The organism is Scopulibacillus cellulosilyticus (assembly GCF_042665295.1).
Taxonomy (GTDB): Bacteria; Bacillota; Bacilli; order Bacillales; family Sporolactobacillaceae; genus Scopulibacillus_A; species Scopulibacillus_A cellulosilyticus.
This window is the reverse complement of sequence record NZ_JBHTCO010000002.1, coordinates 239,622-259,271: the sequence shown is the minus strand read 5'-3', so window position 1 is coordinate 259,271 and position 19,650 is coordinate 239,622. Positions and strand designations below refer to the sequence as shown.

Below are 19,650 nucleotides of genomic sequence, written 5' to 3'. Positions count from 1 at the left end.
TTATAGCACAAAATAAGAATGTGTATTCGCATTTCGACTTAACTCTTAAACTATAAAGTGATTAATTTTCAAAAGTTGAATATTTATTGATAATTTCAATATTTATGTGTATAATTTTGTAGAAATTATGAACTATTTAAGTTAAGAAAGTGTGATTAAAAAGGGGGATTCTAATTGGAGACACAACCAAATGTACCTTTAAAGAAAGGAAATACGGGGTTAAAAGTCATCATTTGGATCATTGTTGCTTTAGCCGGCGGCATCAGCTTATCCGTTATTGCTTTATCCCGTCACGAACAGATTAATGCAGTATGGTTTGTTGTCGCTTCACTGTGTACGTATGCGTTTGCCTATCGTTTCTATTCCCGATTTATCTCTAATAAAGTCTTTGGCCTTAACAAGAATAACGCCACTCCTGCAGAGCGGTACAGTGATGGGAAAGACTTTGTTCCAACAAATAAATGGGTCTTATACGGCCATCATTTTGCGGCGATTGCCGGAGCCGGACCGCTTGTCGGACCGACGCTTGCGGCACAAATGGGGTATCTGCCCGGAACAATATGGATTATTGCCGGCGCGGTACTTGGAGGAGCTGTTCAAGATTTTGTTATCCTTATCATTTCTATGAGACGTAAAGGAAAATCGCTGGGTGAAATTGCAAAAGAAGAAATCGGACCAGTCGGCGGTTTTCTTGCGCTTATCGGAATTTTTGCAATTATGGTTATTTTAATTGCTGTTTTAGCTATGGTTGTTGTTAATGCCTTAAAAGGCAGTCCATGGGGGACGTTCACCATCGCTATGACAATTCCAATTGCTTTGTTTATGGGCATTTATATGCGATTTATTCGTCCCGGCCGCGTTGGAGAAGCATCGATTATCGGATTTGTCTTATTAATTCTTGCCCTTTTTGGCGGACAATGGGTGGCTGATTCTTCTGCACTGGCTCCATTATTTACTTTCAGCGGCAAAACGATTGCATTTATGATGATTATTTATGGCTTTCTTGCATCTGTTTTACCTGTATGGCTTTTGCTTGCACCGCGTGATTATTTAAGTACGTTTCTCAAAGTTGGCGTCATTGGACTCTTAGCCATTGGCATAATCATTGTATTGCCGCAAATTCAAATGCCGGCGCTTACTAAATTTGTTGATGGATCTGGACCGGTATTTTCAGGGAACCTCTTCCCATTCTTATTTATTACCATTGCTTGCGGTGCAGTTTCCGGCTTCCACGCTTTGATTTCATCAGGAACGTCACCGAAAATGATTGCCCGGGAAACGCATGCGCCAATGATTGGGTATGCCGGTATGCTTACAGAATCTTTTGTAGCAATTATGGCTATGATAGCTGCTACTCTTTTATCTCCAGGGATTTATTTTGCCATTAATTCACCGGCAGCAGCAATTGGCACCGATGTTCATACAGCTGCCCAAACTATCTCGTCGTGGGGCTTTTCGGTATCTGCGGCTGACATCAGCCAAATCGCTCATAATGTTGATGAACAATCAATATTGTCCCGGACAGGCGGCGCACCGTCACTGGCCGTCGGTATGTCTCATATTTTCTCAAAAATCATCGGCGGACATGTATTAATGGCTTTTTGGTATCATTTTGCTATATTGTTCGAAGCGGTCTTTATTTTAACGACCATTGATGCGGGCACAAGAGTGGGACGGTTTATGCTCCAAGATTTGCTTGGACATGTATGGAAACCCATTGGCCGGACAGATTGGCTTCCTGCCGGGTTAATAACGAGCGCGATTGTTGTAATTTGCTGGGGATACTTCCTTGTCGTCGGCGTAACCGATCCGCTTGGGGGAATCAATACCTTATGGCCATTATTCGGTATCACAAATCAGATGCTTTCGGTGATCGCCTTAATTGTCGCGACGACAGTTATTATTAAAAAAGGCAAAGCTAAGTTCTGTTGGGTGACGGTCATCCCATTAATTTGGTTAATGCTTGTTACATTTGCTGCCGGATGGCAAAAGATTTTTTCCAAAGTGCCAAGCGTCGGTTTCTTAAAACAGGCAAGTGTCACTAAGCAAGCACTTGAAAGCGGCCACTTGCCGGCTAATATTCCAACAGCATCAGCAGCCAAACAGGTGATTTTCAATAATGAATTGAATGCTGTATTAACAGCTTTGTTCATGCTTCTGATTATTGGGGTTTTAATTGATGCATTACGGATATGGTATAAAGTATTAATTAGCAAAAAACAAATAATAACAACAGAGGAACCGTTTATCCAAACCCAGCTTAATGAGGTGTAACATTATGGGTCATTTATTTAATAACATTAAAAAAGGCGCGTGTATATTGCGTAATATCGGTAAAGGCGTTTCTAACTTACCCGATTATGAAGCATACGTAGAACATTTAAAAACCCATCATCCAGAAGTGACACCGCCAACCGAAAAGGAATTTTTCAAAAACTATTTAAATGATAAATACGGCGCCTCGGCAACACGATGTTGATAGTCAAATAAAAGTGCAGGTTGCACTTTCGCTGAAAAGGTGAGCATGATAGTGTGCTCATCTTTTCTATTTTTAATTTTATCAACTCATTTCTTCTCATTCCCCTTTGTTCTATCCTACAATTCCCACCTTTGTAAAAATATAAAACTAAGGCACCCAAACATGAGTTTGGACGCCTTAATAAAACGCTTACAATTTATTTAGATTCTATCGGATTCTCACTGTATGAAACCCAGTCACTCCAGCTTCCCGGATAAAGCTTAACATTTGTTATACCCGCAGCATTTAGAGCTAATATATTTACGCAGGCTGTTACACCTGAACCGCAGTAAACGGTAATCGACTTTTTATCTTTCAGGGGTGCAAACCTCTCTTTTAGTTCTTCATTTGATTTCCATTTACCGTCTGCGGCTATATTATCTTTCCAAAACCAATTTTCTGCACTTGGAATATGGCCGGCTTTTTTGTCTAGCGGTTCTGATTTTCCTAAATAACGGTCTTCAGCACGCGCATCGATTAAAGCTCTGCCATCGGGATTTTTCATTTGATCTTGAACTTCGCTTTGCCTGACGAGCATCTCTTCATTAACACGCGGTATGAATTGTGTCGACGTATTAAAAGACTTCTTATCCTCGGTCGGATAACCTTTTTCAACCCATGCAGAATAGCTCTCATCCATGACAAATGCATTATCATGCCCCATGTATTTTAAGAGCCACCAGAAACGGGCTGCCGCTATAGAGCCATTTTCGTTATCGTAAGCAACAACTGTTTTGTTATGATCGATGCCAACGTCACCTAATTTAAAAGCTAACTGTTTGATATCCGGAAGCGGATGCCGTCCGCCATGCTTACTGACAGGACCGGACAGATCCCTTTCCAGGTCAAAATATACAGCCCCTTTAATATGGGAAGCCTTATATTCATGATACCCTTTGTTTGGATCCTGCAAATAAAATCTGCAGTCAACAATCACAACGTTGTCATCATTTAAATGTTCTCTTACCCAATCCATGCTGATAATTGTTTTCATCTTTTTCTCACCCCATTCATCTTCAACATTTCTTCTTTTACATGTTCTTTTCCTGCTTTTTTGTTAAGAATAATTTTGCCAATTAAACATTCGAAATTATAGGAATTATAAAATAATCTTTAGGCTGTATTAATAGGAAAAAGCCCTAAACCATTTAGGACTTTTTCCAATAAGATAATATTTAACGAAACTTTTTTGTCTTTCCTTCCATAGAGACACCGTTTGGATTGTAATGGACTTTGATGTTGACTGCTACCTCGGAAGCTCCCGCTTCGATACATGCCAATTGCGCTCTTTTTACAATATCAATTAAGGTATCAAATTCACCCTCCATAACCGTCTCCAACGCGCCGACTTCATATTTAACGCCTGACTTTTGAACAACTTCGATCGCTTTATCAATAACATCATAAACATTGCCATCCGGTACAATCGGCAAAACTTGAAAACCAATATTTGTTGTTGACATTGCCATTCCCCCATTAAAAAAGTTAGTTATTTCATTATAGCATCTTCTTAGACTGCAACATCCCGTTTTGTGAAAACGAGCCAAGAAATAAAAAGAAAGGCAAGGTAATAAATAAGGAGGACAGTAATAGAAAATCCCGGTGTCATTCCTGTAAATAAAGGTTCCCCTTTTGTAAATTGACTAAAGTCTGTATTAGAAAAAACGATATATTTTCCCCAGGTTATTTTGGAATAGCTTAAAGCTTCAACAACTGTCTTAGATAAAAAGACAATCATAATAGACAGGCTGATCGAAAGTGAACTGCTTCTAAATGCTGTTGAAAGCATAAAAGCAAATGTTAAACTTATTAAAATATTAATAGACTGATTACTATAAGTTAAGAAAGTGCCTGCCAATGTATAAATACTTTCCAGGGTATGACTGAAACCGAAGAATATTGCACCAAAAATTAATGAAAAAACATATAAAAGAAGCAATAGAAAAACGGTAAACAGCAAGACAGTAACATATTTTGAGAGCAGTATTTTATATCTTTTAATAGGACGAATCAAAAGCAGTTTGATCGTACCCCATGCAAACTCGCTGGCGACAATATCCCCGGCAATGACGAGTCCGCAAATATTTACACCGATAAGCAAGTTAGTGCTGTCAGAACAAAAATCCCAAACATTATAGACCATACCTGTTCCATGGGTAAATTTCTTCATCACTATCGCAAAAACAAGGTCGCAAAACACTAAAGCCGCAATGAGCACCCAGGTTCTCGTACGCTGAAAGATTTTAATCATTTCGTTTTGTATTAATCCATAAAATCTACTCATCTTCACCATCTCCGGTAATTTGCAAAAAGGAATCTTCCAATGTTTTTGTCACAGGGTTAATGCCATAGACTTTGATGCCATTTGCAACAAGCGCGGCATTTACCACCGCGATTTCTTCTTTTGATAACGTGATTTCAAAACCATCCATGATTTGTTTATATTTAGCTTTACTGTTTACTTGACTAAGAATGTCATGAATCCGGCTTTTGTCATCAACATTAAAACGAACCGGGACTTGGTCATCGCTATGTATCAAATCTTTGATATGCCCTTCATCCAGTAATCTGCCATTTCGTATGATAGCAAGACGGTCACATAGTAATTCCATTTCTAATAGCATATGACTCGAAACAACGACGGTCGTGCCCTCTGTATCTGTCAAATGACGCAGATAATCACGCAGCTCGCGAATCCCTGCCGGATCTAAGCCGTTTGTCGGTTCATCAAGAATAAGTACAGAAGGGCGATGAAGAAGCGCTTGCGCTACTCCTAAGCGTTGGCGCATACCCAAAGAATAAGTGTCTACTTTATCATAGATTCTCTGATCAAGTTTAACTAAAGAAGCTGCTTCCTTAATCCGTTCTTCAGAAATGCCAGGTACCATTCGCGCATAATGCTGCAGATTTTGATAACCTGTGAGGAATTTATAAAGTTCCGGATTTTCAACGATAGCACCTACATGTTTGATAGCACCTTCAAAATCTTTTTTTATATTTATGCCGTGGATAAATATTTCGCCTTTTGTTATTTTCATTAATCCTGCCATCATACGAATCATCGTTGTTTTTCCTGAACCATTGGGACCTAATAGACCAAATACTTCTCCTTTGGGAATATTTAATGTGATATCATCAATGATTGTCGTTCTTCCAATTTTTTTCGTTAAATTTTGCAGCTGCAGCGCATATTTAGAACCCATATGCCTATCACCTAACCTAATGTTATCTAAATTTTCCATGTACTGATTGCTATGTTATATAGAAAAGGTGAGCTTGTCTATACCTTTTTAATGAATAGAGCATTTAACCGCTTTTACTCCAAACTGAGCAAGCAAGGCTGTGTAAACGGCAAAACGCTTCTGCAGTTTTGCAGAAGCGTTTATAACGATATTGGACTTTTATTCTTCCCAAACTTTTACTTCAGACATGACATCGCCGTTTTTCATTTTAAGAACTGTATCCATACCTTCTGTTACTTGTCCAAACACAGTATGTACACCATCAAGATGCGGCTGAGGTTCATGTACAATAAAGAATTGACAGCTGCCTGTATCTTTGCCTGCATGAGCCATAGACAAAGCGCCTTGCTGATGTTTGTGCGGGTTGCCTTCTGTCTCGCACTTAATTGTGTAGCCGGCATCACCTGTACCAGTGCCTCTAGGACATCCTCCTTGAGAAACGAAACCAGGAATGACACGATGGAAGGTCAAACCGTTGTAAAAACCTTCGTTTGCAAGTTTTTCAAAGTTAGCGACTGTATTTGGCGCTTCCTCAGGATAAAATTCAATAAGAATTTTTTCACCATTTTCCATTGTAATGGAGCCTTTTTTCATGTGAAACTCCTCCTAAAAAGTATTCATCAGATTATTTTATTTTACTATACTGCCGGTCATCAGGCAAAAAATACTTTCTCAAATCTTTTAAAGCTAATTTTTCTCCATTTATTTTTTGGATGATGGCGCGCCAAAAAAGCCCCCTTTTGCTTTCTTAATTAATCATTATTTTGGTTTTTAGCTCATGATAGCCGTCTAAGAATTTTCCCCTTTTCTTACATATATTATTTTACTGTTATTTGTTGACTAAGTTACTCAAGTTAATCAACAATTCGCCATCTTAGGAGGAATCATCATGAAAATTTCAAGCCGCGGGGAATATGCATTACGTGCTTTGATTGTATTGGGGTTGGAGAATGGACAGATCTTACAAATCGCTGATATATCGGAAAGGACACTTGTTCAAACAGATTATTTAGAACAAATTCTGCTTAAGTTGAAAATGTTGGGTTATGTAAAAAGTAAACGCGGTAAAAACGGTGGATATACACTGGCAAAGTCCCCGGATCAAATTGTTATTGGGGAGGTCATCCGTCAGCTGGAAGGCCCTTTGGCGCCAATGAGCTGTGTCAGCGTCACTTCTTACGAACCTTGTCCGCTTGAAGGGCATTGCTTGTTAAAACCTTTATGGGCTTTGGTTCGTGATACGATCGCCCGCTTGCTTGATAAAACGACATTAGAACATCTATTGAAAGGGAAAATACCGTCCATTGTTGACGAGTAACAAGAATAATAGGATAAAAATTATTCAAATTTAGGAGTTGATACTATGTTTTTATTGATAATCGCCTTTGCTATTTCCTTCTTCTTTGCGATGAATATTGGCGCTAGCGGTGCAGCAGCCGCAATGGGAACGGCTTATGGCGGGGGAGCCATAAAAAAACGTTGGATTGCTATGGTGCTTGTCGGGATTGCTGCCATGCTGGGAGCTGTCTTGGGGGGAGGAGCCGTTGTTAAAACTATCGGCGGGGGAATCATTGCTTCCAGTCTTCTCAGCGTTCCAATTGTCGTTATTATTTTAGCATCTGCCTGTATGACCTTGTTTTTTGCTAATCTCTTAGGTATCCCTCTGTCAACCAGTGAAGTGACGATCGGTTCGGTTGTTGGGGTAGGTATAGCCTACCATTCCCTTTTTGCAGGTAAAGTTTTATTTATCGTTACTGTATGGCTTGTTTTACCTTTTATAGCTTTCCTTATCGCTTATGTCATCGGTAAAATTCTCCGCAAAATGCGTCCAAAATTTCACTTTCTCTCTAAAAAGCCGCTTATTCGAACAGCTTTGATTGTTTTCTTGATTGGTGCTGGCTGCTATGAAGCCTTTGCTGCCGGTATGAATAATGTAGCGAATGCGGTTGGTCCATTGGTCGGGGCAGGATTAATCAGTTCAAACATTGCCGTCATTGTCGGAGGCTTGTTCGTTGCACTTGGCGCTGTTGCTTTGGGTGGAAAGGTTTTGGAAACTAACGGTAAAAAGATTACTAAACTATCACTTTTAAGAGGATCCATGGTCTCTTTAACAAGTGGAACGCTGGTTATTATCGCGTCAATTTTTGGTTTACCAGTGCCATTAGTTCAAGCTACTACAATGGCAATATTCGGTATTGGAAAGGCAGATAATGATTTGAAATTGACCAAGAGTGAAATTGTAAAGCGAATTCTAAAAGTATGGGTGATTTCGCCAACATCCGCTTTAATCATTTCGTACATCTTGGTTCAACTGTTTATTATGAATGATATTTATGTATTGATTGCCATATTGTCTGCCTTTATCATGCCTGTCGGCTACATGAGTATTATGAAGCGAAAAAAAATTAAAAGTTGAAGAAAGAGATAAAGAGCCCGACCATAAATGGCGGGCTGTTCCTATTTTTACTACAAAGTATCCGTTTATGATAAACACGTTAACGCATTAAAATCAGGTGCCGGAAGAGAGCGTCCCAACAGCTTAGTTTTTTGGGCTGCTCTCTTCTTTTCCGTTGAGGTTCTTTATTATTTCTTCCATAGGACGAAGCCAATTTTCACGAATTATTTTTGCCGCTGCCTGTTTGTCTTTAGCTTTAAGAGCCTCAATGATCTTTTCATGCTCTTTAACGGAAATACTTGCCGGAACATACGATTTAAAATATACAAATCTTACCCTCGCGGCATGCATATATAATGTGTCCGTAAAGGAATCAATATAATGATTTCCTGATATCTCTATGATTTTCTTATGGAACTTTTCATCTAATTTTGAAGCATTCAAGGAATCTTTTTCAGTTATAGCGTAAGCAAAATTTTTATTAATATCTATCAAACTTATAATATCCTCTTCTGTCACCTTTTCAATCGCTGCATTTACCGCCGTTTCATCTAAAGCAGCCAAAGTCTGGTAAATGTTAGGGATATCTTCTCTGTCAATAGCTGTGATTCTTGTTTCTTTCCCCGGCTGCATTTCAACAAAACCTTGCATTTCTAATATTTGCAGCGCCTCACGTACCGGCGTGCGGCTGACGCCTAAAGCTTGCGATAAGTCGGCATCGCTTATTTTTTCGCCCGATTGCAGAACACCTTCTGTTATCCATTTTTGTAATTGGTTAAGGGCGATCGTCTTTGCGGATTGTCTAATCGGCTTTTTAATATTTTCAGGTATAGGCATACATAACACCTCATGATTTTATCCTTAATTTTCAACCTGTCTTTTTTTCATCCAATATTAATGGTTGGTTTTTTTTCTTAGACTTTTTCGATGAAACCACAACCATCGCAATAATACATATTGTACCAAAGGTTTGATAAAGACCAAATGGGACGTGTATGAAAATCACTGATGAAATGACTGATGACAGCGGCTCCATACATCCCAGAAGGCTTGTTTCCTTTGGCGAAATATATTTTAAGCTTTCTAAGTAAAGATAAAAGGCTATGAGCGTACCAAATAAGACAACAAAACCAATTAATAATAAACTTGTGAGAGATGCATGGAATTGATGAATTTGCCATGGCGGATTTTTCAAACTCATGCCTATCCCGCCAATCAGCATGCCCCATCCGATAACAGTGAATGAACCCCATTTTTTGAGCAATTCGCCCGGATATAATGTGTAAAAGGCTAACGCTACTCCTGATAGAACACCCCAAAACACCGCTTTACCAGATACGGTTAATGAATGAACTGAGCCATTTGTTAATAAAAAATAAGTGCCTAAAAGCGCTAAAATAATTGATATTATTTCTCTTAACGTTGGGATCGTTTTATATCTAAATAAAATATATAATGCGATAAATACAGGTCCTAAATATTGTAACAGAGTAGCTATTGGCGCGTTACCAGCATCTATAGATGCAAAATAAGTATACTGAACACCCAGCATCCCTAAAATACCAAAAATAAGTATTTTAATGATTGAGCTTTTATCCCTCCATATACGCCATACCCTCTTATCTCCTTTCAATGTTGCCATAATAATAAGAAGCAAGCCAGATATAACAAGCCTTATTGTAACTAGCCATTCCATTGAAATATTGTCTTTTTGAAACAAATATTGGGCCGCTGTTCCGGACAGACCCCATAACCCTGCCCCGGCAATGACCATAAGAAATCCTTTCAAGCGGTTCATAATCATATCCCTCTTTCTAAGCAAATCCTCTTTTGAATATGCGATATATTGCATATAGTATACATGAAAAACTATACTTTTCAAACCATTATTTTTTTAAAATTTAAAGGCTTGCATGAACCGAATATTGCCAATTTAGCAACATTAATCGCAACTATTGACATCGCAGCTATATTTCTTTTACAATTATCTCGAATTAGAGATTTATCATTTAAAGATTTTTAAATAAAAACTATTTGGAGGTATTCAATTATGGTTAAAGATTTTTACTCAGCACTTAAAGATAGACGGTCTATTTATGGGATTAGTAAGGAACCTGTCGCATCAGACGAAAGAATCCAAGAAATTATTAATCATGCAGTCAAATACAGCCCATCAGCTTTTAACTCTCAAAGCAGCCGCGCTGTTGTGCTGCTTGGCGAGCAACATGATAAATTATGGGATATCACGAAAAACACTTTAAAGAAAATCGTGAGCGAAGAACAATATGCTGCAACCGAACAAAAACTTAATGCTTTCCAAAGCGGCTATGGTACCGTTTTATTCTTTGAAGACAGCCAGGTTATCGAACAATTGCAAAGAGATTTTGCAAGTTATAAAGATAACTTCCCAATTTGGTCCCATCATGCTTCCGGTATGCTTCAACTCGTTGTTTGGACATCTTTAGAAGCTGAGGGTTACGGCGCCTCCTTACAGCACTATAATCCGCTTATTGATGATGAAGTGAAAAGAGAATGGAACATTCCGGAAAGCTGGAATCTGGTTGCACAAATGCCGTTTGGCAAGCCGACAATGGAAGCTGGCGAAAAACAATTCCAACCGCTGGAAGATCGTATAAAAGTATTTAAATAATCAATGGAAAAGAAGCATGCGGATCATTCGCATGCTTCCAGTTTATATCCGTTGAAATTTGTTTAAGCGCAGCATTCCAATTCTAATATAAAGGCCTTACTTTTCCTTACACCGTTTAATTAAAATTTTTAAGACAAATGTTTATACATCAGCTTATGCGGTCCTATGCCCGGTATATCAAACACATCACCTTTTACCGATAATCCAAGTTTTTTATAATATCCGCTGGCGGTAACTCTTGCATTGCACCACCAAGCATCAACTTGCCTTTCCTTTAATACTTTTTCACCATACTTAATCAAAGCACTTCCCGCTTTAAGATTCCTATATTCGTCAAGTGTTGCCATCCCCCTTAACCGATATTGCACCTTCCCTTCCACATTTTCATTTTTTTCCGGATAAAAGGATGCAATGCTTACTAATTTGTTCTCAAAAAAGGCACCAAGATCAAAAGATCCTTCAATGTTGTCTGACGGAAACTTGCAAGATTCAATGTTTTGATTAGGCCGTAAAACCTTATGCCTTATTTCATAAGTTTCTTCAGCACTAATGAGTTTAACTTCTACCAAACGATCCACCTACAATCACTTTTTTTCAAAATCATATCATAAAAATAGTGTGTATTAACTTTTTATTCAATTTAATATTTTGTCGCTTCCTGGAATGATTTATCGCTTTTATTCAAAAAATATCCTTAAGGAAGGAGTGGGATATTTGAACAAACAAAAAGCGAATCAAAACAAAGTTCCAGCAGATAAGGTTAATCATATTCCCGATAAAGTTCGGAATAAAATAATCGATATGAATCAAGATGAAATGGCAAAGCGCATGACCAAGCGTCCCCAATAAGGAAAAAACCCTCCAGTTAGAGGGTTTTCAATTATTTATCCACATTATTCACATTATCCACACGTTCACAGGGTCAGACCCCCGAATTAAGCGACGTCTTTTTCTTTATCGGGAATAACGTATTTGTTGCGGCCGGCGCCATATCCTGTAATCAGCATGATAACACTTGTTATAATGATAAATGTTAAAGGAGTCAGCCAAGTGTGTGTTAAGTCCCGAAGAAATCCAAACAAAATGGGTCCAATTGCTGCCAGAAGATAACCGAAGGATTGAGCCATACCGGAAAGTTCTGCTGCCTGATGGGCATTCTTTGTACGCAATCCAAATAACGAAAGGGCCAGACTAATTGCCGAGCCTTGGCCAAGACCGAGAAAAATAACTGACAAGATAACTAATGATGTTGAGTTAACCATTAATCCTGCAAATCCGGCAATATAAAAGAAACCAGTCATAACGGCAAGCCATTTTTGATTTGAAACACGGTCGGCAATAACCGGAATTAAAAAGTTAGCGGGCAGGCTAATGAATTGTAATAATGAAAGCATCCATCCAGCTGCTGAAACACTAAGTCCCCTATCTTGAAGAATAAGCGGCAGCCAAGCGACAGTGACATAAAAACCCATAGATTGTAAACCCATGTACAGTGTCACTTGCCAAGCAAGCGGTGAACGCCAAAGTCCTCCAACTTCTATACCTTCCCCTTTTGCCTTACTCAATTTATCATGATTCCTCAACTGGGGAATCCATATAACAGCGGCGATGGCTGCTAAAACAGCCCAGCAATAAAGCGATCCTTTCCAGCCTAATCCTAAACCGTGCGAAAGTGGTATACTGATCCCCGATGCCAAAGCTGCGAAGATGCCCATTGACGAGGAATATATCCCTGTCATAAGGCCAACTTTTTTTGAAAATTTATGTTTAATCAGCCCGGGTATTAACACATTACATATTGCAATAGCTAAACCGAGGATTGCAGTACCAATAAATAACGGGACGCTTGTTGAGGATGAACGGATGAATATACCAATAATTAATGCGATAAGAGCTATAAACAGTGTTAATTCATTCCCAAGCTTACGCCCCAGTTTCGGAGCGAGCGGCGACATAATGGCAAAGGCAATAAGCGGCAATGTTGTAATCAGGCCGGCCACGCTATTGGATAGATGCAAATCATCACGAATGCTGCTGACCAATGGTCCTACTGAGGTTAATGCAGGGCGCAAGTTAGCTGCAAGAAGTATGACCCCGAATATAAGCCATATAAAATGCTTACGCTGAAATGACGGTGTTTCCTTTGTATGATTATTATTTTCCATTTTTCGTTCCCTTCTCCCTGGTTTCTTTTTGTAATGCCACTTGTGATGCCGTCTCTATATGGATACGAACTGCTTCTTCTGCAGCTTCCGGATCTTGTTTAATAATAGCCTCCACAAGTTTATGATGAGCTTTGAAATTTTCTTCAGACAAATGATCATCACCGTCCATCGTGCTGCTGATAGAGTTTTGCAGCGACTGAGACATATGTTTATAAAGATCTATAAGGACACTGTTATGAGTTGCCTCAAAAACAGTATTGTGTAAATCTATATCTGCCTTAACATGTTCCTCAGGGTTATCGCTTTGTTTAAAGAAATAATCTCTCTTTGCCAAACTTTCGCGCAGATTCTTAATATCTTCATCTGTACGCCTTAAAGAAGCTAATCGCGCCGCTTCCCGCTCTAAACAATAGCGGACTTCCATTGTTTCCAGCACACTGGATTTTTGCAAACGGCGTTCCATTGCGGCTCCGAAATCTGTCTGAGAACGGACATATGTACCGTCGCCTTGGCGGGCTTCAAGCATTCCTGTATGAATTAAAGCGCGGACAGCTTCCCGTATCGTGTTCCGGCTGACTCCCAGCTGTTCAACCAGCTCTGGTTCCGGCGGAATTTTTTCCCCAACCGGCCACCCTCCGGACTCAATTAATGACTCTAATTGACTGACCACCTGATCAACCAACGATGAGCGCATTGCTTTTTTAAGTGCCATACATAAACCTCCAAACATCGGATGATTGGAACATTGAAAACGATTCTCATTCTATCAGAGAATCGATCATTCGTCAATTCATTTTCACGTTTAATTATTTCATATAAAAAACCCTTTAAGCACTTTAATCATTTGTGCTTAAAGGGTTTTCTTTATTATTCATAGGCGATATAGGCCCGCAGCATCCAGACATGCTTCTCAAATCTTCCTTGCAATTCATTTAACAGATCAACGGTTGGCTGATCATTCTCCTCTTCAGCCAGCTTAACGCCTGTATCTTTAATTTCATTAATTAATTGGATATAGTCCTCATGAAGCCGCTTCATCATTTCTTCTTCTTTGTCATCTGCTGTCGCTTCTTTTAATGTAGCCTCTTTCAAATATTTTTCCATTGTTGCCAGAGGCTTTCCGCCAATTGCAAGAATTCTTTCTGCAAGCTCATCCAAATCATCCGCCATCTCTTCATACAGTTCCTCAAACAGCTTATGCAAACCGTAAAAATGTTTCCCTTGAATGAACCAATGATAGCGGTGGAGTTTAACATACATCACATGAAAATTGGATAACTCCTGGTTTAAAAAATTAATCAAATTTTGGTTATTTTGCATGGGTACCTAACCTTCCTTTTGTTTCTTAATATCAGCTTTTGGTTAAACACCCTTTTTTATACACTAATGCTCCTGCGCTTTTTCTTTTTCAAAGTTCCTTACAATCATTGACATTACAACGAGCCAGACACCGCCCGCCGAGTAACCGGCCGCTATATCACTGAAATAATGGACGCCAAGCATGGGACGGCTAAGGCCAATGAAAAGAATAAGCAGCATAAATAAAACAGTAACAGTCCATTTGACCGTTTGATCTTTTAAAATCCTATAAAGTATAAAAGCGATTGTCCCGTAGACACCTATAGCATTCATCGTATGTCCGCTCGGAAAGCTGTAGCCTGATGCTTTAACAAAATGATGCCCTGCCGGCCGTTCGCGTAAAAAAATCGATTTCAATATGATATTTAATAAACGGACGCCAAAAAAGCTGAATAATGTTGCGACCGCACTTATAGAACGGTGCAAAAACAAGAAAATAACGATAAAAACAACAGCGACAGGCAATACAACAATCGATGATCCAATCATAGTCATGACTTTAAAAAAGCTTATGACGCCCGGCTGTCTAACGCCGTTCAGAAGATTCAAGAGTTTATTATCAAAATCGGTAAACCAAGGCATGAATGTTAAAAAGCCTAAAGCAAAAAACACGATACCTAAACAAATGATTAAAATGATACTTTTTCTCAAATCAGCACGGTTCACATGAAACAACCTTTCTTATTGAGGGAGTTGTGAGATGTGAGATCACTAAGCATTTTTAATGGATTAAAAATGAGGCTGCACCGTATGCAACTGCGGCAATGGCAGCTCCAATTAATCCTGCTTTTAATTTAAATTTTGCATAAGAAACAACCTCAAGATCTAAGATTCCCGCCATTGTGTTTGTATCATCGCTTATCGGCGATGAAAAAGTCCCAAAGCCGCCGCTTGCAAAAACAGCACCGACAACAAGCGGAAGCGATGCACCTGAAACATGAGCCAAAGAAACAGCAAGCGGCATTAAAATGCCCCAAGTGCCGAGTGATGATCCAATAAAATAAGCGATTGCCGCACCTAGTATAAATAATACGGGCGGAACTAAAGATTTTGGTATCCAGCTGACATGATGGCTGACAAAACTGGAAAAGCCAAGCTCATTGGTGACTAACGATAATGCCCAAATAACAGATAATAAAATAACAACGTTCATGAGCTCGTTACCGCCGTTAACAAAATCTTTAAGAAGGTTATCAAGCTTAAACTTTTGAAACATAAACAGAATGAACGAAATAATGATTGTTACGACTAAAGCGACAAGCATTTCATCTAATACATCCGCCTTAATAAATGCTTTAAAAAAGTTATGATACCCCTTAGAATACCCGCTGTACCAAGTCAATACTAAAGTCAGACCAATGACGAGAATTAGCGGTATGATAAGATTCAACGGCTTTTCAGGTAAATCTTTCGCCACGACAGGATGACAATCCTCCCATCCTTTTGCCTCAGCTTGTTTTAAGTTTTGCGGATCTTTATTTTTTTCAACCTTCTTTTTGGAATGATGAAAAAAACTTAAGAAAATCCCAATAAGAATGATTGAAAACGCAAAAAAGTTAAAAGGGATGCTTCTAATATAGAGCAAATATGGATCTTGATGTATATGTTGATACCTTAAGGCCTGATTAATAATGGACGTATTATAGCCGACAAATGCCGTAGCAATTGGTATGAGAGCAATGACATTTGTACCGGTCAAATCAATAATAAACCCCAATTCTTTAGCGCTCATCTTGATTTTATCGAGCAAGGCCCGCATAATTGGCCCAACAGTAACCATTCTGAAGCTGGGCGCGCTGAATGTGGCAAGGGTCGACAGCCATGTGATAATTAAAGCCCCCCGCTTTGTTTTAATGCGGTCACTTATCCATCTGACAAAACCTTTAATTCCGCCGGCATGTTTGATGACACCGACAAGTGCAGTAAAAAGATATAAAAATGCCGCTACTTTAAGATTATTTTGATCGGCCAGAGCATTGGCAATGTGATCAATGACAGCCTGCATGCCTTCAACCACATTCGGATGAAGCAAATACCCGCCAACAACCAAACCTATAAACAAAGAAGTTAACACCCGTTTTGTAAAAATCACCAATACAATAACAACAATAAACGGGATAATTGAAACCCAATGATCCATGACAAACCACCTTTATAGAAAACTTAGTTATCGTTTTTTGATAACTTAGCTCACACTTATACTTTCTTCCACTTAATTTATGAATTAAGAAAGTGCTGAAATGATCTGTTCATAGCTTGTTGCAAATTGGGGAAAATATGCTTAGTTAAACCTCTTAATATGGGTAAGGTGGTTAATTGTGAAATCAAAAAAACAAGTTAATCCTCCATTAGGTCTTGCATTGCTATTTATTTTTGTCATTTTACTTGGGACAATCGCATTAAAGGTGCCCATCTCTACTTATCACCGAATCAGTTGGCTGACTGCTTTCTTTACAACAACATCGACCATCACCTCTACAGGATTAACTGTTGTTGATATACCCAAAACCTTTACGCCATTTGGTTTAACAATTATTGCATTTCTTATTCAAATTGGCGGCGTCGGCATTATGACGTTTGCTACCGTCATTTATTTACTAATTGGTAAAAAACTAAGCATTGAACAAATGATGCTTATCCAGGAGGCATTAAACCAAAATTCTTTTAAAGGCATTTTAAAGCTTGCCCGCCGTTTGTTTTTCTTTTCTATTTTCTTTGAGGGATTCTTTGGCATTTTATTATGTATACGTTTTATACCTAAATTGGGCTGGATTAAAGGTATTTGCCACGGTTTTTTTTATGCCGTATCCGCTTTTAACAACGCTGGAATGACCTTAACCAGCGATAATTTAATAGGGTATGCCGGCGATCCCGTCATAAATGTTTTAATCTCAGCTTTATTTATTATTGGCGGTATCGGTTTTGTTGTTATTAATGATATATGGGATAAGAAAAAATGGCGGGAATTTATTTTACATACAAAACTAATGATCATTAGTACAGTCGTCATTAATATCATTGCAATTATTATTATTTTAAGCCTTGAATATGGGAACCCAAAGACACTCGGGCCTTTAACACACGGGGAAAAATTTTTGGCCGGATATTTTCAGGCGGTCGCTCCGCGGAGCTCGGGATTCAACACGGTCGACACAGGCGATTTGCGGCCGGCTACTTTGTTTTTCATAATGATTTTAATGTTTATAGGCGCTGGAAGTATTTCAACCGGCGGCGGTATTAAGCTCTCCACTTTCGCCAGCTTATTAGTTATGATCACCGGCTACATCAGAAAGAAAAATGAAGCTGTCCTTATGGAACGAACCATTCACGAAAATCAAATTTTTAAGGCGATGACCCTGTCGCTTCTTAGCATCGCCATTATTTTTATTGCCGTTTTTGCGCTGCTGATTTCGGAAACGAAACTCAGTTTCTTACAAATAGCCTTTGAAACTGTCTCAGCCTTCGGTACCGTTGGATTATCGACAGGCATCACTTCCCAGCTTTCAAGCTTTGGCGAGTGTGTGATCGCTCTGATCATGATTTTTGGCAAACTTGGTCCGCTAACCCTGGTTCTGTCATTAACCGGCCGTGAAAAACAAAAAGTTCGTTATCCGGACGGAAAAATTTTCATTGGTTAAACTTTTTTTCTGAATGAGTCTCTTTACGTTTTTTAAGATGAGGTTTATGATTATTTAATTTCTTCTCGATTGTTTTCCCGATGATCCATAAGACGGCGACCGCAACCAGTACAATGATTAATTGGATTGGATTTGTCAAAAGTCCCTTCCAGTCATTTCCTATAAACGTCACAAGTCCAATCATGATCATTTTGCCAAGCATTGTTGCCAAATAAAAAGATCGGGGATGGATATCAGATAATCCTGCCAGTACATTAATGACAGATGATGGCGTAAACGGGATAGAAAGGACAATAAACAGCGGTCCGAAACCTACCTTTTCTACCCAATGCATCATTGAACGAAGTTTCTGACGCTTGTAGATCCATTTTTTTACTGGTCTGCGGATGACTTTCCTGCAAAATAGAAAGACAATAAATGCGCCTAAGCAAGAACCAACCCAAGACAATAAAAACCCGACAACAAAGCCATAAGCGGCCGCGTTGGCAAGGACAAAAACGATTAAGGGCAAAATAGGCAAAAAGGCCTCGAACATTGGGAGGGCAATACCAACGAATATGCCTGTCCCCTTATAACCTTGTAAAATATTTTCAACATTTTTTAATGTGATATGTGTGTCAATAAAATGCTGTAAACTTTCGAAAAAGTTCATACGCGGCTTGGGCTCCTTTTATTTAGCATCCAGTAGATAAATTAGTTCTATTATATCATATTGTCCGGATCCTTATCTTTTTTGAAGTTCGTTATTATATCTTAAATCTTATTTCCATTTATACTGGTATTGGTACATATTCAAAAAGGAGGGCTTTACATGAGTGAATTCACCTTTTCTTTTAATGGAGAATGGAAGGGCGGGCGCGCCGGCAAGGGACATATTCGTACAGAAGGCATAGATAATACGGTGTCAATTGGTGCGGAAATGAACGGTCCGGGCCAGGGAACAAATCCTGATGAATTATTGATCAGCGCTGTTGCGACATGCTATATGATGACATTAGGCATTGCCCTGGACAGACAAGGGCTGCCATATGAAAAAATAACTGTCACCTCAAAAGGTATAGTAAGCGATGAAGGCGGGCTGCATTTTAAAGAAATTATTCATTATCCTGCAACCATCATAGAAAAAGGGACGCCTCGCGACACAAAAGAAAAAATTCTTAAAGCAATGGAACAAGCGGAAAAAGATTGTATGATAGCAAAAGCATTAAAGGGTAATGTCCAAATATACATTAACCCAGAGTTAAAGGAAACCTGAATAGAAAACTTACAACCCAAAAGGGGCAGACAAATGAAGTAAAGCATTGCCTTAACTAAAAAACATCTGCTAGCTGGCAGATGTTTTTGTTAACTTTTCCTTAATGTTTTTAAATGAACGGGAGACAGTTGATTTTAATGATTTTGTTTCGTTTGCGATATGTTGAATATTGTCTTTCTTTATATTCATATCTTCCTGCAGCTGTTTGAGTTTTTCATTTAATTTCTCTTGTTCTTTTAAAATACCCTCGGCTTTTTCCCGTAATTTCTCTGCTGTTTTCCCTACATTAACCACTGTGCTTTTTACATCTTTCATAATTTTAAATGCCGCAATACCAAAACAGATAATAGCAATAACAACTAAAGCTATGCTTAACCAGACAATGATCAAAATAAAACTCCTTTCCTTTAGAGGATGGCCCTTAAATT

23 protein-coding genes are annotated in these 19,650 nt (G+C 38.8%); 8 read left to right on the top strand and 15 right to left on the bottom strand.

Translation table 11 applies throughout. The annotated features are described in order from the left end of the window. The first annotated feature begins 174 nt into the window (after window positions 1-174). Together ACFQRG_RS02350 and ACFQRG_RS02345 are read left to right on the top strand one after the other, a co-directional pair. On the top strand, window positions 175-2,274 hold the full coding sequence (locus ACFQRG_RS02350) for a carbon starvation CstA family protein (protein WP_380963216.1): 2,100 nt from the start codon (window positions 175-177) through the stop codon (window positions 2,272-2,274). 4 nt (window positions 2,275-2,278) lie between these two features. After that, window positions 2,279-2,479, top strand: coding sequence for a YbdD/YjiX family protein (locus ACFQRG_RS02345; protein WP_380963214.1), 201 nt, complete (start codon window positions 2,279-2,281; stop codon window positions 2,477-2,479). 196 nt (window positions 2,480-2,675) lie between these two features. Here the strand turns inward: ACFQRG_RS02345 and ACFQRG_RS02340 are convergent, their stop codons facing one another. The 5 genes from ACFQRG_RS02340 to ACFQRG_RS02320 form a co-directional block, all read right to left on the bottom strand. Continuing rightward, window positions 2,676-3,512, bottom strand: a complete 837-nt coding sequence (locus tag ACFQRG_RS02340; RefSeq protein WP_380963212.1) for a sulfurtransferase — start codon at window positions 3,510-3,512, stop codon at window positions 2,676-2,678. A gap of 181 nt (window positions 3,513-3,693) precedes the next feature. Beyond that, window positions 3,694-3,981 carry a thiamine-binding protein gene (locus ACFQRG_RS02335; RefSeq protein ID WP_380963210.1) on the bottom strand — a complete coding sequence of 96 codons (288 nt, stop codon included), beginning with the start codon at window positions 3,979-3,981 and terminating at the stop codon, window positions 3,694-3,696. Between the two features lie 47 nt (window positions 3,982-4,028). Further along, entirely contained in the window at window positions 4,029-4,802 is a 774-nt protein-coding gene (locus ACFQRG_RS02330) for an ABC transporter permease (protein ID WP_380963208.1), read from the bottom strand. Beyond that, window positions 4,795-5,721, bottom strand: a complete 927-nt coding sequence (locus tag ACFQRG_RS02325; RefSeq protein ID WP_380963206.1) for an ABC transporter ATP-binding protein — start codon at window positions 5,719-5,721, stop codon at window positions 4,795-4,797. Before ACFQRG_RS02325 ends, ACFQRG_RS02330 begins: the two co-directional genes overlap by 8 nt. 198 nt (window positions 5,722-5,919) lie before the next feature. After that, complete coding sequence (locus ACFQRG_RS02320) at window positions 5,920-6,354, bottom strand: peptidylprolyl isomerase (protein ID WP_380963204.1); 435 nt, start codon at window positions 6,352-6,354, stop codon at window positions 5,920-5,922. A 295-nt stretch (window positions 6,355-6,649) separates the two neighbouring features. On the opposite strand from ACFQRG_RS02320, the gene ACFQRG_RS02315 reads away from it, so the two are divergent. Together ACFQRG_RS02315 and ACFQRG_RS02310 are read left to right on the top strand one after the other, a co-directional pair. Further along, window positions 6,650-7,078, top strand: a complete 429-nt coding sequence (locus tag ACFQRG_RS02315) for an RrF2 family transcriptional regulator (protein ID WP_380963202.1) — start codon at window positions 6,650-6,652, stop codon at window positions 7,076-7,078. A gap of 45 nt (window positions 7,079-7,123) precedes the next feature. Beyond that, window positions 7,124-8,176: an inorganic phosphate transporter gene (locus ACFQRG_RS02310; protein ID WP_380963200.1), complete on the top strand. Its 1,053-nt coding sequence runs from the start codon at window positions 7,124-7,126 to the stop codon at window positions 8,174-8,176. 123 nt (window positions 8,177-8,299) lie between these two features. On the opposite strand, the gene ACFQRG_RS02305 is transcribed toward ACFQRG_RS02310, so the two are convergent. Continuing rightward, on the bottom strand, window positions 8,300-8,992 hold the full coding sequence (locus tag ACFQRG_RS02305; RefSeq protein WP_380963198.1) for a GntR family transcriptional regulator: 693 nt from the start codon (window positions 8,990-8,992) through the stop codon (window positions 8,300-8,302). Between the two features lie 31 nt (window positions 8,993-9,023). Next, the gene (locus tag ACFQRG_RS02300) at window positions 9,024-9,959 is read right to left on the bottom strand and encodes an EamA family transporter (RefSeq protein ID WP_380963196.1); all 936 of its coding nucleotides are present in this window, start codon (window positions 9,957-9,959) and stop codon (window positions 9,024-9,026) included. Between the two features lie 246 nt (window positions 9,960-10,205). On the opposite strand from ACFQRG_RS02300, the gene ACFQRG_RS02295 reads away from it, so the two are divergent. Continuing rightward, the gene (locus ACFQRG_RS02295) at window positions 10,206-10,805 is read left to right on the top strand and encodes a nitroreductase family protein (protein ID WP_380963194.1); all 600 of its coding nucleotides are present in this window, start codon (window positions 10,206-10,208) and stop codon (window positions 10,803-10,805) included. A gap of 128 nt (window positions 10,806-10,933) precedes the next feature. On the opposite strand, the gene ACFQRG_RS02290 is transcribed toward ACFQRG_RS02295, so the two are convergent. Further along, window positions 10,934-11,374 (bottom strand): GNAT family N-acetyltransferase, encoded by a 441-nt coding sequence (locus ACFQRG_RS02290; RefSeq protein WP_380963192.1) that lies wholly within the window; start codon window positions 11,372-11,374, stop codon window positions 10,934-10,936. 145 nt (window positions 11,375-11,519) lie between these two features. On the opposite strand from ACFQRG_RS02290, the gene ACFQRG_RS02285 reads away from it, so the two are divergent. Then, window positions 11,520-11,654, top strand: a complete 135-nt coding sequence (locus tag ACFQRG_RS02285) for a hypothetical protein (RefSeq protein ID WP_380963190.1) — start codon at window positions 11,520-11,522, stop codon at window positions 11,652-11,654. Between the two features lie 86 nt (window positions 11,655-11,740). Here the strand turns inward: ACFQRG_RS02285 and ACFQRG_RS02280 are convergent, their stop codons facing one another. From ACFQRG_RS02280 to ACFQRG_RS02260, 5 genes are all read right to left on the bottom strand, one after another. Next, entirely contained in the window at window positions 11,741-12,970 is a 1,230-nt protein-coding gene (locus ACFQRG_RS02280; protein ID WP_380963188.1) for a CynX/NimT family MFS transporter, read from the bottom strand. After that, a complete protein-coding gene (locus ACFQRG_RS02275; protein WP_380963186.1) occupies window positions 12,960-13,682 on the bottom strand; it encodes a FadR/GntR family transcriptional regulator in 723 nt (240 codons plus the stop codon). Before ACFQRG_RS02275 ends, ACFQRG_RS02280 begins: the two co-directional genes overlap by 11 nt. Window positions 13,683-13,837: 155 nt before the next feature. After that, a complete protein-coding gene (locus ACFQRG_RS02270) occupies window positions 13,838-14,290 on the bottom strand; it encodes a Dps family protein (RefSeq protein ID WP_380963184.1) in 453 nt (150 codons plus the stop codon). A 63-nt stretch (window positions 14,291-14,353) separates the two neighbouring features. Beyond that, window positions 14,354-14,995, bottom strand: a complete 642-nt coding sequence (locus tag ACFQRG_RS02265; RefSeq protein ID WP_380963182.1) for a phosphatase PAP2 family protein — start codon at window positions 14,993-14,995, stop codon at window positions 14,354-14,356. Between the two features lie 55 nt (window positions 14,996-15,050). After that, complete coding sequence (locus ACFQRG_RS02260) at window positions 15,051-16,469, bottom strand: Na+/H+ antiporter NhaC family protein (RefSeq protein WP_380963180.1); 1,419 nt, start codon at window positions 16,467-16,469, stop codon at window positions 15,051-15,053. A gap of 178 nt (window positions 16,470-16,647) precedes the next feature. Here ACFQRG_RS02260 and ACFQRG_RS02255 point away from each other — a divergent pair, with 178 nt between their 5' ends. After that, complete coding sequence (locus tag ACFQRG_RS02255) at window positions 16,648-17,967, top strand: TrkH family potassium uptake protein (RefSeq protein ID WP_380963178.1); 1,320 nt, start codon at window positions 16,648-16,650, stop codon at window positions 17,965-17,967. On the opposite strand, the gene ACFQRG_RS02250 is transcribed toward ACFQRG_RS02255, so the two are convergent. Next, window positions 17,957-18,619: a TVP38/TMEM64 family protein gene (locus ACFQRG_RS02250; RefSeq protein WP_380963176.1), complete on the bottom strand. Its 663-nt coding sequence runs from the start codon at window positions 18,617-18,619 to the stop codon at window positions 17,957-17,959. The two genes, ACFQRG_RS02255 and ACFQRG_RS02250, sit on opposite strands and share 11 nt — an antisense overlap. Window positions 18,620-18,778: 159 nt before the next feature. Between ACFQRG_RS02250 and ACFQRG_RS02245 the strand changes: the two genes are divergently transcribed. Further along, window positions 18,779-19,222 (top strand): OsmC family protein, encoded by a 444-nt coding sequence (locus tag ACFQRG_RS02245; protein WP_380963174.1) that lies wholly within the window; start codon window positions 18,779-18,781, stop codon window positions 19,220-19,222. A gap of 69 nt (window positions 19,223-19,291) precedes the next feature. On the opposite strand, the gene ACFQRG_RS02240 is transcribed toward ACFQRG_RS02245, so the two are convergent. Next, window positions 19,292-19,612 carry a DUF948 domain-containing protein gene (locus tag ACFQRG_RS02240; protein ID WP_380963172.1) on the bottom strand — a complete coding sequence of 107 codons (321 nt, stop codon included), beginning with the start codon at window positions 19,610-19,612 and terminating at the stop codon, window positions 19,292-19,294. Window positions 19,613-19,650: the final 38 nt, after the last annotated feature.

Excerpts from the sequence above, each read along its gene's own strand:
- ACFQRG_RS02320 (WP_380963204.1), bottom strand. The coding sequence starts at position 6,354 with ATGAAAAAAGGCTCCATTACAATGGAAAATGGTGAAAAAATTCTTATT.
- ACFQRG_RS02325 (WP_380963206.1), bottom strand. The coding sequence starts at position 5,721 with ATGGGTTCTAAATATGCGCTGCAGCTGCAAAATTTAACGAAAAAAATT.
- ACFQRG_RS02330 (WP_380963208.1), bottom strand. The coding sequence starts at position 4,802 with ATGAGTAGATTTTATGGATTAATACAAAACGAAATGATTAAAATCTTT.
- ACFQRG_RS02340 (WP_380963212.1), bottom strand. The coding sequence starts at position 3,512 with ATGAAAACAATTATCAGCATGGATTGGGTAAGAGAACATTTAAATGAT.
- ACFQRG_RS02345 (WP_380963214.1), top strand. The coding sequence starts at position 2,279 with ATGGGTCATTTATTTAATAACATTAAAAAAGGCGCGTGTATATTGCGT.
- ACFQRG_RS02315 (WP_380963202.1), top strand. The coding sequence starts at position 6,650 with ATGAAAATTTCAAGCCGCGGGGAATATGCATTACGTGCTTTGATTGTA.
- ACFQRG_RS02295 (WP_380963194.1), top strand. The coding sequence starts at position 10,206 with ATGGTTAAAGATTTTTACTCAGCACTTAAAGATAGACGGTCTATTTAT.
- ACFQRG_RS02270 (WP_380963184.1), bottom strand. The coding sequence starts at position 14,290 with ATGCAAAATAACCAAAATTTGATTAATTTTTTAAACCAGGAGTTATCC.
- ACFQRG_RS02305 (WP_380963198.1), bottom strand. The coding sequence starts at position 8,992 with ATGCCTATACCTGAAAATATTAAAAAGCCGATTAGACAATCCGCAAAG.
- ACFQRG_RS02245 (WP_380963174.1), top strand. The coding sequence starts at position 18,779 with ATGAGTGAATTCACCTTTTCTTTTAATGGAGAATGGAAGGGCGGGCGC.
- ACFQRG_RS02310 (WP_380963200.1), top strand. The coding sequence starts at position 7,124 with ATGTTTTTATTGATAATCGCCTTTGCTATTTCCTTCTTCTTTGCGATG.
- ACFQRG_RS02250 (WP_380963176.1), bottom strand. The coding sequence starts at position 18,619 with ATGAACTTTTTCGAAAGTTTACAGCATTTTATTGACACACATATCACA.
- ACFQRG_RS02280 (WP_380963188.1), bottom strand. The coding sequence starts at position 12,970 with ATGGAAAATAATAATCATACAAAGGAAACACCGTCATTTCAGCGTAAG.
- ACFQRG_RS02275 (WP_380963186.1), bottom strand. The coding sequence starts at position 13,682 with ATGGCACTTAAAAAAGCAATGCGCTCATCGTTGGTTGATCAGGTGGTC.
- ACFQRG_RS02300 (WP_380963196.1), bottom strand. The coding sequence starts at position 9,959 with ATGATTATGAACCGCTTGAAAGGATTTCTTATGGTCATTGCCGGGGCA.
- ACFQRG_RS02335 (WP_380963210.1), bottom strand. The coding sequence starts at position 3,981 with ATGTCAACAACAAATATTGGTTTTCAAGTTTTGCCGATTGTACCGGAT.
- ACFQRG_RS02260 (WP_380963180.1), bottom strand. The coding sequence starts at position 16,469 with ATGGATCATTGGGTTTCAATTATCCCGTTTATTGTTGTTATTGTATTG.